At 71.9% G+C, this 15,099-nt stretch carries 11 protein-coding genes and 3 pseudogenes; 9 read left to right on the forward strand and 5 right to left on the reverse strand.

Going from position 1 to position 15,099, the window contains the following annotated elements; all coding sequences use genetic code 11:
• The first annotated feature begins 604 nt into the window (after positions 1-604).
• Positions 605-883 (forward strand): hypothetical protein, encoded by a 279-nt coding sequence (locus tag UG55_RS29060; RefSeq protein ID WP_066063698.1) that lies wholly within the window; start codon positions 605-607, stop codon positions 881-883.
• Positions 876-2,252, forward strand: coding sequence for a zeta toxin family protein (locus UG55_RS05415; RefSeq protein WP_066063699.1), 1,377 nt, complete (start codon positions 876-878; stop codon positions 2,250-2,252). The genes UG55_RS29060 and UG55_RS05415 overlap by 8 nt, the downstream gene beginning before the upstream one ends.
• 665 nt (positions 2,253-2,917) lie before the next feature.
• On the opposite strand, the gene UG55_RS05420 is transcribed toward UG55_RS05415, so the two are convergent.
• Positions 2,918-3,307: a MerR family transcriptional regulator gene (locus tag UG55_RS05420; RefSeq protein ID WP_066063700.1), complete on the reverse strand. Its 390-nt coding sequence runs from the start codon at positions 3,305-3,307 to the stop codon at positions 2,918-2,920.
• Between the two features lie 56 nt (positions 3,308-3,363).
• Between UG55_RS05420 and UG55_RS32750 the strand changes: the two are divergent.
• Together UG55_RS32750 and UG55_RS05425 are read left to right on the forward strand one after the other, a co-directional pair.
• A pseudogene (locus tag UG55_RS32750) lies at positions 3,364-3,542 on the forward strand (serine hydrolase); the annotation flags it as partial.
• 1 nt (position 3,543) lies between these two features.
• A pseudogene (locus UG55_RS05425) lies at positions 3,544-4,477 on the forward strand (serine hydrolase domain-containing protein); the annotation flags it as partial.
• Between the two features lie 128 nt (positions 4,478-4,605).
• Here the strand turns inward: UG55_RS05425 and UG55_RS05430 are convergent.
• The 4 genes from UG55_RS05430 to UG55_RS05445 form a co-directional block, all read right to left on the reverse strand.
• Positions 4,606-5,283 (reverse strand): uracil-DNA glycosylase, encoded by a 678-nt coding sequence (locus UG55_RS05430; protein WP_066063704.1) that lies wholly within the window; start codon positions 5,281-5,283, stop codon positions 4,606-4,608.
• A gap of 1,152 nt (positions 5,284-6,435) precedes the next feature.
• Positions 6,436-7,359 (reverse strand): TauD/TfdA family dioxygenase, encoded by a 924-nt coding sequence (locus UG55_RS05435; protein ID WP_083986433.1) that lies wholly within the window; start codon positions 7,357-7,359, stop codon positions 6,436-6,438.
• Positions 7,360-8,008: 649 nt separating this feature from the next.
• The gene (locus UG55_RS05440; protein WP_066063706.1) at positions 8,009-9,070 is read right to left on the reverse strand and encodes a MerR family transcriptional regulator; all 1,062 of its coding nucleotides are present in this window, start codon (positions 9,068-9,070) and stop codon (positions 8,009-8,011) included.
• Positions 9,064-9,846: a HEAT repeat domain-containing protein gene (locus tag UG55_RS05445; RefSeq protein WP_066063708.1), complete on the reverse strand. Its 783-nt coding sequence runs from the start codon at positions 9,844-9,846 to the stop codon at positions 9,064-9,066. Before UG55_RS05445 ends, UG55_RS05440 begins: the two co-directional genes overlap by 7 nt.
• A gap of 182 nt (positions 9,847-10,028) precedes the next feature.
• Between UG55_RS05445 and UG55_RS05450 the strand changes: the two genes are divergently transcribed.
• From UG55_RS05450 to UG55_RS05465, 5 genes and pseudogenes are all read left to right on the forward strand, one after another.
• Positions 10,029-11,309 (forward strand): sensor histidine kinase, encoded by a 1,281-nt coding sequence (locus tag UG55_RS05450; RefSeq protein WP_199865043.1) that lies wholly within the window; start codon positions 10,029-10,031, stop codon positions 11,307-11,309.
• Positions 11,310-11,457: 148 nt separating this feature from the next.
• Positions 11,458-12,297: a hypothetical protein gene (locus UG55_RS05455; protein ID WP_066063712.1), complete on the forward strand. Its 840-nt coding sequence runs from the start codon at positions 11,458-11,460 to the stop codon at positions 12,295-12,297.
• A 46-nt stretch (positions 12,298-12,343) separates the two neighbouring features.
• Positions 12,344-13,369 (forward strand): TIGR03885 family FMN-dependent LLM class oxidoreductase, encoded by a 1,026-nt coding sequence (locus UG55_RS05460; protein WP_083986435.1) that lies wholly within the window; start codon positions 12,344-12,346, stop codon positions 13,367-13,369.
• Positions 13,366-13,543 (forward strand): alpha-amylase family glycosyl hydrolase (locus UG55_RS32760; RefSeq protein ID WP_242423812.1); only part of this gene is annotated, 178 nt, incomplete at its 3' end. The genes UG55_RS05460 and UG55_RS32760, both read left to right, overlap by 4 nt.
• Before the next feature lies 1 nt (position 13,544).
• Positions 13,545-15,048 (forward strand): annotated as a pseudogene (locus tag UG55_RS05465) (alpha-amylase family protein); the annotation flags it as partial.
• Between the last annotated feature and the right edge of the window lie 51 nt (positions 15,049-15,099).

Consider the following 15,099-nt stretch of genomic DNA (forward strand, 5'->3'; position numbering starts at 1 on the left):
CCACTCAACCGCACACGGATGAACGCTTACGGAGAACTCCCCTGCGTGATTGCTTGTCAGCAAATTATGAGTTGCTTGCGCGATGAGTATCCAAATTGTCACGACAATCGGGGGTCGCCGGACGCCAGGTCACGGGGCCCGCGGGTCCCCGCATGGGGTCGTCATCACAGATCACCAACGGGATCGATGTCCATTTTGGCGGTATTTCACCCAGCGAAAGGCGCCGAGTGCGCGTCGGGGGCAACCCGGCGACGGATGATCACACTCGACACATGACCGTCCGGCGTCCGCCCGTTGTCCATTCAGTGTCCGGTCGCGGATCGACGCGGCGACGAGGGATCGCCGGCGCGGTGTCGGTTCGCCGGCGCGGCGGACCACTCAAACGATGTTGAAAAGTGGGCGGCCGGTCCAGCCGGGCGAGGTTGAACGGGCCGCGCCGCCACCGGGGAGAGGTGGCGCCCCAGCGGGCCCGTGCGGCGGCCTCGGTCATCTCCACGAGCTCCGCCGCCCGCGCCCAGCCCTCGCCCCCGCCGGCGCAGAGAAGACACTCTCGGGTGAAAGAACCTCGACGATGTTCTCTGGCGCACCAGGCGAGAGGAACTCCGTGACCGAGCACAGCCCGACCCCGACCATCCCCGATGACGTGCCCACCTCGGTGGTCTACGACATGGCCGCCGAGACCGCCACTCACCTGTCGGCCCGCTACGTGCGGCTCTCGGAGAGCGTCGCCACCGAGGACGAGCGTCAGCGCTGGTGGACCAAGGTCATCGAACTGCGGGACGCGAAGGAGGCGGTCGACGCCCACGACCGGGCCGCCCTGCTCGCCCGAATCTCCGCATGGACGGCGGAGATCCGCGCGTTGGACGAGGAGCGCCGTGGCTGACCGCGACCCCTACGAGCTGCCCCCGGGCCAGCTGCGGGAGCGCTTCGACAGGCTGGTCGTGCCCTACGTCTTCGCCGGCCGCCGGCCCAGCGATCGGCCGATCGCGATTCTCACCGGCGCGCAACCGGCCGCTGGCAAGAGCCAGGCTATGGCCTCGGTCCGGCAACAGAACGCGGACCGCGATGTGATCCAGCTGTCGGGCGACGAACTGCGACAGTTCCACCCGGACTTCCTGGATCTGATGGACACCAACCCCATCGGCATGGTCCCAGCCACCCAGCAGGCGTCGACCGCCTGGATGCAGATGAGCTTCGCCTACGCGGTCGAGCACGGCTACTCCTTCGCCGAGGGAACCTTCCGTAACACGGACGCGGTGCTTGCCGACGCCCGCTTCTTCGCGACCGGCCGGCGCGGTGAGCAGTTGGCGGCGCCGCTCCCCGAAGGCCGCCCCCGTCACGAGGTGTGGGTGCTCGCCCTCGCGGTCCGGGCGGAGCGCAGTCGGCTCGATGCCCTGTACCGCTACCTGGCGCCCGGCGCGGAGCCCGGCCGCTGGGTCTGGCCCGAGTGGGCCCAAGCCTCGTACGACACGATCCCCACCACGGTGGCCGCCGCCGAGATGAGCCCACACGTCCACCGTGTGATCGTCACCAACCGGACCGGCGCCGACCTGTACGTGAACGTCCGCCAGGCCGACGGCACCCTGCTGCGCCCGCCGACGGCCGTCGAAGCAATCCACGCCGAGCGGGCCCGCCCGCTGCCAGTCGCCGAGGCCGACGGCTGGCTGGCACGCCAGCAGGACGTCGTACTCCAGTTCGTTGCCACCGATCAGGTCACCGCGACGACTCACGAGGGGCTGGCCATCGCCCTCGCGGACGCCCCGACCATCATCTCGATGTCGAGCAGCGCCGGCGGCCAGCGGCTGCTCGATGCACAAGCGATCCAGAGCGGACTGAGCCAGGTGCTCCAGTGGGCGCACGAGGGCCCTCATCTGCAGCGCCCCGTATTCCTCGTCCCGGACTCAGTACTCCTCGCGCGGCTGCTTCGCCCGGGTGGCCATACCGACCCGCGCGCGACGGAGCTGCGAACCGAACTCGACCGCCGAGCAGCATTGAACCCGACGGTCCGCGCGACCGAAGACGCGATCCGTACAAGCGCCCAGGCCCTGGCCGAACGGCGCCGCGGCGGTCTGAACCCCAATAACCAGGTCGACGTCACCGCGGCGCCCTCACATGCCACTCGGTCTCCGGTACAAGCGTCGTTCTCTAAACCTCTCAAGCCATCCCCGCCGCGTAGGGGCAGTGGCCCACCACCGAGACCTGGAACCCCACCACCCGGCCCGCGGATCGGCCGGGGACCCAAAGGCATCTAGCACTGAGCCCGCCACGGTCGGTGGCGGGCTGCCGCCCAAGGGTGAGTCGGTCACAGGGACGTGCTCCGTCTCGTCTCGGAAGGATCGGGGGACGGCGGGAGCGCGGCCGGGCCGCGGGGGGGTCGGCGGCCGGGCCGCGGTCTGGGTGGGAAACGCCGTCGTGTGGGCAGCTGCCTGCCCGGCGGCGTCCGCGGGTGGGCGGGGCCGGGCCCGCTGGGTGAGACGGTCCATCGCACCGTCGGCGTTGGTGTGGATCGCGTCCAGGACATGGTGATGGACCGCTTGGAGCGCCTGGTTGATCCGGGCGGCCTGGGCGGGGGTGGAGGGTGTGTAGCCCTCGGCGGGCACCATGCCGAGCCGGCGGGCCAGGTAGACGATCAGTTCAGCGGCGTGCTGCGGTTCTCCCGCGATGATCGACACGGCGGCGTCTGTGGCCGCGATCCGGCTCTGCTTCGTTGTCAGGCTGGTTTGAAGTCGCAGCCGGTCCAGCTCGGCTTGGGTGTCCACGACCGCGTCGATCGCGGCGGTGGCCAGAGGACGCTGGTGGTCCGGGCTGGTCAGCGCGGCACGCAGCCGCGCCGCGCCGTCCATCAGGTACACGTCGGCCGGGTCCAGCCCATCCAGGTTCGGTCGCAGCAGCGTCTTCTCCTCTACGTTTCAACCGGTCAGGAATCCGCGGGGACCGGCCCGTTCGCGTGCTGCTGGAGTTCGGCGAGGTACCTGGCGACCGCGTCCCGGTTGCGGGAAAGGACGTCGATGCGCTCCGACAGGCGGTCCCGCTCGCCTTCCAGCGCGGCCACCGTCTCGGGGGTGACACCCTCGAAGACGATCGGGTCGCGCGGTGATTCCAGGCAGGGCAGGATCGCGAGAATGAGCTGGGTCGACAGGCCGGCGCGCAGCAGCTCGCGGATCTGCCGCACGCGCGCCAGTGTGGTCTCGGTATAGTCGCGATAGTTGTTGGCCCCGCGGGTCGAGGTGATCAGGCCCTTCGCCTCGTAGTACCGCACCTGCCGCGGGGACGTGCCCGCCCGCGCGGCCAGCTCGCCGATCCGCATACCGCCAACGCTACCGCTTGACCTTGACACTAGTGTCAAGGTTCGAGGCTGCGAACATGACCGAACTACACGGAACCGTGAGCGCCGCGTTCGAACCCGTCCGTGACGCCGTGCTGGGGCAGCTGCGAGCGGGCGCGGAGGTGGGCCTGTCGCTGGTGGTCGACGTCGACGGCCAGCAGGTGGTCGACCTGTGGGGAGGCCACCGCGACGCGGCCCGCACCCAGCCCTGGCAGCCNGACACGATCGTCAACGTCTGGTCGATCACCAAGTGCGTGACCAGCCTCGCCGCCCTGCTGCTCGTCGACGCCGGCGAACTGGACGTGCACGCGCCGGTCGCCCGCTACTGGCCGGAGTTCGCCGCGAACGGCAAGCGGCACGTCGAGGTGCGGCACCTGCTGTCACACACCTCTGGCGTCTCCGGCCTGGACGGTCCCGCCCGTCTCAAGGACCTGTACGACGTCCGCGCGGCGGCGGCCCGGATGGCGTCCCAGGCGCCCTGGTGGGAGCCCGGCTCGGCGTCCGGCTATCACGTCCTGAACTACGGGCACCTGGTAGGCGAACTGGTGCACCGGCTGACCGGGCTGTCGCTGCGCGACTTCGTGCACCAGCACCTCGCCACCCCGCTCGGCGCGGACTTCCAGCTCGGGCTGCGCGCCACCGCCACCAGCACCAGCACCAGCACCGCCACCAGCACCGACGCCGGACGGGTCGCCGACGTCATCACGCCGCCCGGCTTCGACCCCTCGGTACTCGACCGCGACTCCGTCGCGTACCGGACCTTCACCGGCCCGCCGTTCACGGCGGCCGCGGCCAACACCCCGGGCTGGCGGGCGGCGGACCTCGGGGCGGCGAACGGCCATGGCAACGCGCTGTCGGTGGCCCGGATCCTCTCGCCGATCTCCCGCGGCGGAGCGGCCGCCCACGGCCGGCTGCTCCGGCCCGACACCCTCGGTCTCATCTTCGACCAGCAGTCCGACGGGCCGGACCTCGTCAACGGACTGCACCTGCGGTGGGGAATCGGGTACGCACTGCCCGACCGGCGCACCCTGCCCTGGATCCCGGACGGCCGCATCGCGTTCTGGGGCGGCTGGGGCGGCTCGATGGCGGTCATGGACCTCGACCGGCGCACGACGATCAGCTACGTCATGAACAGGATGGACGCCGACATCCNGGGCTCGGCCCGAGCCGCGACCTACTGCAGGACCATCTACCAGGCCCTCGGCGCGGCCAGCGCACCCTGAGCGGCCCAGCGCGCCCTGAGCGCCCAGCGCACCCTGAGCGGCCCGCGCCACCGCCGGCTACGAAAGTGTCCAGTCGACGGGTTGGGCCCCCAGCCGGAGCAGGATGTCGTTGGCCCGGCTGAACGGCCGGGACCCGAAGAATCCGCGGTCCGCCGACCGCGGTGACGGGTGGGCGGACTCGATCGTCGCGGTACTGTCCAGGAAGGTCCGCAGGCTGCGCGCGTCCTGGCCCCACAGAATCGCGACCAGCGGCTTGCCCCGCGCGGCAAGTGCCCGGATCGCCTGTTCGGTGATCTCCTCCCAGCCCTTGCCGCGGTGCGAGCCGGGCTGGCGCGGCGCTGTCGTCAGCGCCCTGTTGAGGAGCAGCACCCCCTGGCGCGTCCACGGAGTCAGGTCACCGCTCGTCGGTCTGGGCACGCCGACGTCCGCGCACAGTTCCTGGTAGATGTTCTGCAGGCTGCCGGGCAGCCGGCGTACCTCGGGCGCGACCGCGAAGCTGTAGCCGATGGCCATGCCCGGGGTCGGGTAGGGGTCCTGACCGACGATCAGCACCCGCACCTCGTCGAACGGCTGTTGGAAGGCCCGCAGCACATGCGGGCCGGCGGGCAGGTAGGTGCGGCCCTCGGCGATCTCCGCCCGGAGGAAGTCGCCCATTGCCGCGATCCGCCCGGCCACCGGTTCGAGGGCCTGTGCCCAACCTGGCTCGACAAGTTCCCGCAGTGGTTGCGCCGACATGACTGATCAGCTTACGGCGTACCGCCGCACGCCCCGCGGGCGACGGGACGCCCCGTCGCCCGCGGGCGTCCCGTCGCCTGTGGGCGTCCCGTCGCCTGCGGGCCTGCCGTCACCCGCGGACGTCCCGTCACCCGCGGGGCGCGCAGACCCCTTGGGCGATTTCTCGTGGATCAAGGTCTGGTGGTTCGGGGCAGCAGGCGGGGTCATCGGCCCGGGGCCGGGGCCGGGGCGAACGGGGCTCACCCGGGCCGGGCTGGCAGTGGCCGAACCGAGGCCACGGCAGCCACGGCTGAACCGAGGCCGCGGCGGCCGCGGCTCACCGGAAGCACGGGTGCCAGCGGCTCACCGGAGGCCGGGGTGACAGAACTGTCTGATCGGACGGAAAATCCGGGTGCCGAGCCGGCCCGGGAGGCCCGACGGGCGACCGCCCCGAACCGGTACCGGGACACCACCGCCCCATCCCTCCGACGTCCGCCACCCCGCCGGCGGGCNCCTCGGCCCGCGGCCACCCGGCCGGCGCACGACCACCGGGCCACCGCAGCCGACCGAACCCGGCCGAACCCGCCACAACACCGCCACCAGGGCTTTCAGCGGGCGCACAGGCCCCGAAACAGCCCCCACCCACCCCGCGCCACCCGTCCGCGAATGTTCGCCGACGGCGACTGAAGACCTCGTTGTGTCTCCGCTCCGCGGCGGGGTTGCGCCCCCTCCACCACCGGGGTTGTCAACACCTCTCCCGAAGAGACACAGCTAGCCCTTCAGTCGCCGCACCGCCACACCCGCGCCGCCACCCGAAATACTGACCACCACCGTCAGATCACCGAACGCACCCGCCCGCACCCACCGGCCCCCGCGCACGCCGGGCACCCACCCCGCCCCGCAACGTCAGGCACCCGCACGGGACTCGATTCACGCGCCCTGGTTGCTGTAAATCCGCCGGGGACTCAGGAACACGGCGGTACGCCGTTGCTCGACCATCACCCGGTCGTAGGCATCCCGGTCGTAGGCATCCCGGTCGTCATGCGTGCCGCCGGCGGCGACGAAGACCTCCCGAAGCGGCAGCCGGAGCCGCTCGGCGCCGACGTCGGGGTGTGGGTCCTCAGGGCCGACAAGCTCCGCGTCGCCCCCGGCGGTGACCCACCTCCACCCGGGTCAGCGGGGTTCGTCGCCCCGCAGCGTGACGCGCTGGATCACGCGGTGCGCGTCGCCGAAGTCGCCGGCGACGGAATGCTGAGTCGCCCGGTTGTCCCAGAAACCGATGGTCCCCTCCTGCCAGTGGTAGCGCACCGTGAACTCCGGCCGCACCGAGTGCTGGTAGAGGAAGGCGAGCAGGGCGTCGCTCTCGGCGCGGTCGAGTTCCTTGATGTGGGAGGTGAAGCCCGGGTTCACGAACAGCGACTTCTTGCCGGTCTCCGGGTGCGTGCGCACCACGGGGTGCTCGGCCGGCTCCAGCTTGGCGAAGGTCTCACCTTCCCAACGCCCCTCGCCGACGAGGTCGAGGATGGCCTGGAACTGGGACTCGCCGTTGTGCACGGCGGTCAGCGTGCTCAGGAAGCCCTGCAGCGCGGGGCTGAGGGCGGCGAAGGCGGCCTCCTGGTTGGAGAACAGCGTGTCGCCGCCGGCCGGGGGCACCACGACCGCCCGCAGGATCGAGCCGAGCGGCGGGCGCTTCACGAAGGTGACGTCGGTGTGCCAGTCCAGGCCGCGCGACGCGGTGCCGACCCGGCCGTAGCTCGCGGACAGTTCCCGGGCCTTGCTGTAGTCGATCTCGAACACCTCGGGCTGCTCGTCCAGACCGGGGATGACCGGGTGGCCCTCGGTCGGCTCGCCGAAGAGGCGGGCGAAGGCGAGGTGCTCCTGCGGCGTCAGGTGCTGGCCCGGGAAGAACACGACCTTGTGGTGCAGCCAGGCGGCGCGGACCGCGGCGACCTGCTCGTCGTCGAGGGTCCGCACGTCGAGGCCCCGGATCTCGGCGCCGATGTTGCCCGAGAGCGGGACCACCTCGAACGGCGGGTCGGATGCCGCGGGCGCGGCGTAGGCCTGGCCGGTGACTTCGGTGTCGACGGTGAGGGTCACGGCGGAACTCCTTGGTAGGTCGGTCGCGGACGGCGGGGGCGGTGCGTCGACGTGGTCTCGTAGAGCGGCAGAGCCACACCTGGAAGCGACACGTGAACGCACGCGGATCCGGTTCCGGACGGGGTGAAAAAGCCGGACAGGACGAGCCGGCTGCCGGGGCNGGCACACGGAAAAGCGATCAGAAGGCCCCACGATCCGGGACCGGGGATATCTGGAAGGGGCTCTGTGGAGTCAGTCCNAACAGAGCGCGCTACAGATGCGCTTGAAGTCGACACATCGACGCGAGGTCAGGCCGTGGCCACACGCGGTTGTCGACACACCGTCCATACTCGGCCATCTCGATCGAGTTTGTCAATATTGTGGCAACGGGCACACCGCGCCGCTCCGAGCAGCCTGGCCTGCACGCTCAGCGACTCGTCCGCCACTCCGGCGCCCGCTGCGCACTGCCACCCGGGCAGCACCGCAGCTGCGCAATCCGTGACTTCCGGTATTGCGGACNAGCCCTTCGGCGGTGAAGGAGCCGACCGAGCAGTGACCGGCGAAGAGGCAGTCAAGGGCCAGCTCGTATTCCGCGGAGAATCACCGGAAGAATCGGTGTCATTCCCTTCCCGGAGCGACCGGTACCACCGGGACCCGCCGTCCTGGGTGGCTATTTCGCCCACGGGCCGGAGGGGCTGTCCCGTGTCGAGTCCGAGACCTCCGGCGACCGCTCTTCGAGCACTCCGACGAAGGTCGCGGCGACGAGGGCGACCGCCCGGTCGTCGTCCTGGGCCAGCCGGCGCAGGACGTCGCACGCGGTGGTCCCCGACAGCTCGACGAGCGCCTGGGCCAGGCGTATCCGCACCCCGGTGTCCCCGGTGTGCGCGTCGAGCTCGGCCACCAGCGCGGCCAGGATCCGGTCCGCGCACCCCGGCTCCGCGAAAAGCGTTCCCAGGACCTCCGCCGCCTCGACGTCGTTGACGCCCTCGACCACCATGCCGACGAGCGTCGGCACGGCCTCGGTCACACCTCGCCGGCCGGACGCCAGCGCCGCGTGCCGGCGCACCGTCGGGTCCGGGTCGGCGAGCGCGTCCGTGAGCACCGCGGTCGCACCCGCCGCTTCGGGCAGCTCGGCGATCGCCAGCACCGCGCGCCGGCGGATGTCGACATCCGCCGAGTGGGCGCCGGCGGCCAGGCTCACCAGACCGTCGCCGCCCGAGCGGGCAAGCGCCCACCGCAGGGCACCCGCGACGTTGGCGTCGGATTCGGCGAGGACCGCCCCGGCCAGCAGCTCGGCGGGAACGGACGCGCCCTCCGGCCGGGCGAGGGCGGCCTGCTGCCGGTGCGCGGCGCTGGCCGAGGTGAGCCCCTGCATGAGCTCGACGATCCGCAGGACGCCCTGCCAGCCGGAGGGCGCCGACGCGTCGATCGCTCGGAGCCGCTCAAGCAGCTCCCGCTCCCGCTCCAGGCGGTCTTCCGTCCACCGGATGAGGTCGCCGACCAGGGCGGACGGGGTGAAGGACGGGTCCTGCAGCGCGCGCCCGATCTGCCTGAGCGAAAGTCCGAGGGACCGCAGGCTCTCCACCTGGAAGATCCTGCGCAGGTCCTCGGCGGAGTACTCGCGGTAGCCGCCGACGGTGCGACCGGTCGGTCGCACCAGCCCGAGGGCGTCGTAGTGCCGAAGCATCCGGGCGCTCACCCCCGACTGGCGGGCAACCTCACCGATCAGCAATCCACAGCCTCCGTCGGGCCGAGGGCGACGACTCGCCTCGCCTCGTCGATGGCCGCGTCGAAGCCGGTCTCCGGGTCCCGCAGGAGCAGCTCGGTGGCCCGGGCGTGCGCGGCCACCTCCGGATCGGCGTTCGCCGCGGCCCTTTCCAGCGCGGGCTCGATCACCTCGCCGAGGTCGACGAGTGCCCGGCTCAGGCTCAGCCGCACCGTGCGGTCGCCGCGGCCGAGCTGCCCGACCAGTTCTTCGGCCAGGTCCTCCCGCTCATCCTCAGCCTCGGGAACGAGGACGACCGCGACCCGCCACGCGGTGCGCGCGACCTCGTCGTCGCCGTCGCGCAGCAGGTCGCGCGTGATCCAGGCCCACGCGCCACGATCGCCGATCTTGGAGAGCGTGTGCAGCGCCTGGCTGCGGGCCTGGGCGCGCTCGGAGCCGAGTTCCCGCCGGATCCGGGGCAGGGTGATCTCCGGCGAGAGCCTGGTCAGCGCCCAGGACAGCATGTCTCGCACGAAGAAGTCCGGCTCGACCGCGCACCGCTCGACGAGCATCTCCACCACTCCGGCCTCGGCTTCGGCCTCGGGGCCGGAACCGGAGCCCGAGCCCGAGCCGGAGCCGGAGCCGGAGTCAAGCCCGGAGCCGGAGCCGGCGTTCGAGCCGATCGCCAGGGCCGCCCGAAGCCGCGCTGACGGGTCGTGGGCGGCGAGGGCGGCGAGGGCGGCGGCCGCACGGGTGTTCCACGGGGTTCCGTCTGTCGTGTTGATCGGTACCACCTCCGACACCCAGTGGACGCCTTGTCATCGTGTCAAGGTAAAGCTCCCACCCGGCGAATCAGAAGATCGTCTGCTCCACGGCACCCCTCCGGCTACGGAGGACCGGCAACCGGTTGGTGGGGAAAGCACCACCNCCGTGAGGGCGGCAGACGGGATGGTGGCCGGTGGGCGACGTCCCTACGGTGAACGGTGTGGTCAGGAAGCTGCTCTCCCCGTGGCGAACGGCACGTACGTGGTATGGCGTCGTGCACGGCGTGCTCGACCTGTTCGTCGGCACGGTCACCTTCAGTCTCGTCGTCACGCTGCTGGCGCTCTCCGCCAGCCTGCTGATCGTCTTCCCGCTCGCGCTGCCGTTCGTCTGGCTGCTGTTCGGCTGCGCCGACCTCGCCGGCAGGATCGAGCGGTCGCGGGCCGCCGCCCTGCTGGGCGTGCACCTGCCGGCACCGCACGCACCGTTCACCAGCCGCGGCTGGTTCGGGCGCCTCGGTCAGCGGGCCACCTCCGGCAGCCGGTGGCGCGAGATCGCGTACTGCCTCCTGCTGCTGCCGACCGGGGCGATCAAGCTCGTGGTGCTCACGGCGGTGTGGAGCGGATCCTTCGCACTGTTGATCCTGCCGCTGTACATCGGTTCGCTGCCGGGTGACAGTGCCGAGTTCGGCCTGTTCGAGCTGTCCGGCCCCGACGGCGCGCTCGCCGGCAGCCTCACCGGAGCCTTCGGGCTGCTGCTCGTCGCACCCTGGGCGACCGTCGCGCTCTCGACGCTCGGTGGGCTGATCGTTCGCGCGCTCCTCGGCCCCTCGCCCGAGGTCGCGCTGCGCGCGCAGGTCACCGAGCTGGAGGCCAGCCGCACCGCGGCCGAGGCCAGCCGCACCGCCGCGGTCGACAGTGCCGAGGCCGAGCGGCGACGCATCGAGCGTGACCTGCACGACGGTGCGCAGCAACGGCTCGTCGGGCTGGCGATGGACCTCGGCATCATCCGGGAGAAGTTCGACCAGGACCCCGACCGCGCCCGCCAGCTCGTCACCAACGCGCACCAGGAAGCCAAGGCCGCGCTCGCCGAGCTGCGTGATCTGGTGCGGGGCTTCCACCCGGCGATCCTGGAGGACCGCGGCCTCGACGCGGCGCTGTCCGCGGTGGTCGCGCGATGCCCGATCCCCGTCCAGCTCGACATCGCGGTCGAGCCCCGACCTCCCGCCAGCGTCGAGAGCGCGGCGTACTTCGTCGTGGCCGAGGCGCTCACGAACGTCACGAAGCATGCCCAGGCCACGGCGGCACGGGTGTCCATCGCCCGGCACGGCACGCTGCTCGCGATCGACATCAGCGACAACGGTCGCGGCGGCGCGACCCTGACGGGAGGAACCGGTCTGCGCGGCCTCGACGAGCGGGTGCGCGGACTCGACGGCTGGATGCGGGTGCTGAGCCCGCCGGGCGGGCCGACCTCGGTACTCGTGGAGCTGCCATGCGGATCATGACCGAACCGACACCGCCCGCCGACTCGCCCTCGCCCGCCGACTCGCCCTCGCCGCCGGCGGCGGCACGGTCGGCGGCGGCGGCGGCACGGTCGGGAAACACGTCAGCGGCACTTTCACCAGGCTCGGCATCCAGTAGCTGGGGGGCATCGTGACCATCGGAACCCGACCGGCGCCCGCGCCGGAACCGTCGTCGGCGCCGTCATCCCCCGAGCCCTCCTTCGCCCGCGCGGCCTGGATCACCTTCGGGAGCCTGGTCGCCGTCGGAACGCTCGTCTACGGCGTCTTCTGGTACGTCCAGGCGTGGTCCTTCGAGCGCACGAGCACACGTGCCGTGTTCGCCGCGGACGCCCGCTCACTCGACGTGCGCAACGGCGCCGGGAGCACGCGCATCGTGGCCACCGAGGCGGACGAGATCCTGGTCGAGGCGAAGATCACCTACGGGCTGCGGAAGCCCACGGACCAGTCCTGGGTCGACGGTGAGAAGCTCGTGGTGCGGGCGTCGTGTTCCGCTTTCCTCGGCCAGTGGTGCGGTGTCGACTACACGATCCATGTGCCCGCCGACGTCGAGGTCCTCGCCCGCGGATCTGGCGGTGGCGTGCGCGTCGAGGGCATCGACGGCGCGGTCGACGTTTCGTCGTCCGGCGGTGGCGTGCGCGTCGACAACGTGGGTGGGCAGCTGCGCCTGCGCGCCAGCGGCGGCGGGATCAGCGGTTCGCGCCTGCGGTCCGAGGTGGTCGACGCATCGTCGAGTGGCGGCGGTGTGCGCCTCACCTTCGCCGCGCCGCCGAGCGAGGCGAAGGTCCGCTCCTCCGGCGGCGGGGTCACCGTGGTGGTGCCCGACACCGGCGGGCCCTACAACATCCGCGCCTCGTCGAGCGGTGGATCGGTCCGCACCAGCGGGGTCCGCCACGATCCCGCCAGCCCCCGCCTGATCGACGTCGGTTCGAGCGGTGGTGGCGTGACCGTGCGCTACCCGGACGACACGTAGCCCGCCGGACCGGGTTATCGCCCGACCAATGGGCAGATAGGCCGGCGTGACTCTTTTCGGCATCCATGCGTCCCATGAGCAACTCGCCCCCGGTGAGCTGCTGCGCGCCGTCGTGCTGGCCGAGCGATCCGGCTTCGGGGCGGCGATGTCGTCCGACCACTTCTCCCCGTGGAGCGCCCGGCAGGGCGAGTCGGGCTTCGCCTGGACGTGGCTCGGCGCGGCGATGCAGGCGACGAGCCTGCCTTTCGGGGTGGTCACGGCGCCCGGCCAGCGGTACCACCCGGCGATCAGCGCCCAGGCCATCTCGACGGTCGCCACGATGTTCCCCGGCCGGTTCTGGGCCGCGCTCGGCACCGGCGAGGCCAGCAACGAGCACATCACCGGCGCCCCCTGGCCGGCCAAGCCGGTCCGGTCCGCGCGGCTGCGCGAGTGCGTCGACGTGCTGCGCGCCCTGTTCGCCGGTGAGGAGGTCACCCATCACGGCCTCGTCACCGTCGACCGGGCCCGGCTGTGGACCCTGCCCGCCGAGCCACCGGCGCTCGTCGGCGCGGCCGTGAGCCCGCGGACGGCGGCCTGGTGCGCCGGGTGGGCGGACGGCCTGATCACCGTCAACGCGCCGGAGGAGCGGCTGCGCGCGGTCGCCGACGCCTACCGCGACGCGGGCGGGCGGGGTCCGCTGCGCCTGCAGGTCCATCTCAGCTACGCCGCCGACGCCGACGAGGCGCTGCGCATCGCCCACGAGCAGTGGCGTTCGAACGTGTTCCCGCCGCCGGCATGCTGGGACATCGACCACACCGACACGTTCGACGCGATGTCCGCGCACGTGCCGCCGGCCGTCGTCGCCGAGACCGTCAACGTCTCCCACGAACCGGGCTGGCACGCCGAGCGGCTCGCCAACTACGCCGAGCTCGGCTACGAGGAGATCTTCCTGCACCATGTCGGCCAGCACCTCGACGAGTTCATCGAGGTCTTCGCCGGCTCGGTGCTCCCGCAGCTCACGGAGCCCACAGAGCCCACGGGCGACACCTCCCGCTCGGTGGCGCGGGCCCGGCCGGCGGCGGTACCGGCGTGAAGCTGACCAGAACGGCCGACCTGTGGTGGAAGACGGCGGTCGTCTACTGCCTGGACGTCGAGACGTTCTTCGACTCCGACGGTGACGGGTGCGGTGACTTCCGCGGGCTGGCGGAGCGTCTCGACCATCTGCACGAGCTGGGCGTCACCTGCCTGTGGCTGATGCCGTTCTACCNGTCCCCCGACCGCGACGACGGCTACGACATCACTGACTTCTACGGCGTCGACCCACGGCTGGGCACTCACGGTGACCTCGTCGAGTTCCTGCGCCTCGCCCGCGACCGAGGCCTGCGCGTGCTCGTCGACCTCGTCGTGAACCACACCTCCGACCAGCACCCGTGGTTCCGCTCGGCGCGCTCCAGCCGCGACTCGCCCTACCGCGACTACTACGTGTGGCGGGACGAGCCGCCCGCGGACGGTCCGTCCGGTGTGGTGTTCCCCGACAAGGAGAAAAGCCTCTGGCAGTACGACGAGGAGGCCGGCCAGTACTACCTGCACCGGTTCTACCGACACCAGCCCGACCTGGACGTGACCAATCCCGCCGTGCGCGACGAGATCGGCCGGGTGATGGGTTTCTGGCTGGAGCTCGGGATCTCCGGTTTCCGCGTCGACGCGGTCCCCTACCTGCTGGAGACGGCCGGCTCGCTGGCCGCCGACGACCTGCCGAACCCCCATGAATACCTTCGTGACCTGCGGGCGTTCCTGTCCCGGCGCAACGGCGAGGCGATCCTGCTGGGCGAGGTCAACCTGCCGTATCCGCAGCTGCGCCCGTTCTTCGGGGACGAGGACGGCGACGAGCTCACCATGTGCTTCGACTTCCCCGGCATGCAGCGGCTCTACCTGGCGCTCGCCCGCGAGGACGCCGCGGTGCTCGCCACGGCCCTGCGGGAACGGCCGGGGGCACCCAAGGACGGGCAGTGGGCCCTCTTCGTGCGCAACCACGACGAGCTGACCCTGGACAAGCTCAGCGAGGACGAGCGGCAGGAGGTGTTCGCCGCGTTCGGCCCCCCGTCGATGCAGCTGTACGGACGCGGGCTGCGCCGCCGGCTGCCGCCGATGCTCGGCGGGGACCAGGCCCGCCTCCGCCTCGTCTACAGCCTGCTGTTCACGCTGCCCGGCACCCCGACCCTCTTCTACGGCGAGGAGATCGGCCTGGGCGAGAACCTGGCCGCCGAGGGCCGCCTCGCCGTGCGCACCCCCATGCAGTGGGACGACGGCCCCAACGGCGGGTTCTCGACGGCCGCGCCCGACCGGCTGCCGGGCCCGGTGGTCGAGGGCGACTTCGGCCCGGCGAAGATCAACGTCGCGGACCAGCGGAACGATCCCGACTCGTTGCTCTCCTGGTTCACCAGGCTGATCCGCGAGTACCGACGCTGCCCGGAGCTCGCCTGGGGCACCTGCACGCCCCTCGACTGCCCGGACTTCCCGACCGTGTTCGCGCACCGCGCCGATCTCGACGGCCAGACGATCGTCGCCGTCCACAACCTCGGCCGCCAGCCGACCCGCCTGCGCCTCCCGCTGGCCGGGGTCGAGCCCGGTGACCGGCTGGCCGGTCTCGCCGGAACCACGGGAGCCGGCGATGAGCTGGTCACCGGTGACGGTGGTGCCGTCTCGCTCGACCTCCACCTGGACGGTTACGGCTTCCGCTGGCTGCGGATCCACCGGGCCGGGACAAGCTGACAACGGCCGGCGCCGGCCTGCCGGACGGGGCGCACACCGGACGTTAGACTC

It is taken from the genome of Frankia sp. EI5c (genome assembly GCF_001636565.1).
In the GTDB taxonomy this organism is placed as follows: Bacteria; Actinomycetota; Actinomycetes; order Frankiales; family Frankiaceae; genus Parafrankia.

Coding starts and splice junctions, on each gene's coding strand:
- UG55_RS05430 (WP_066063704.1), bottom strand. CDS start 5,283: ATGTCGGCGCAACCACTGCGGGAACTTGTCGAGCCAGGTTGGGCACAG.
- UG55_RS05420 (WP_066063700.1), bottom strand. CDS start 3,307: ATGCGGATCGGCGAGCTGGCCGCGCGGGCGGGCACGTCCCCGCGGCAG.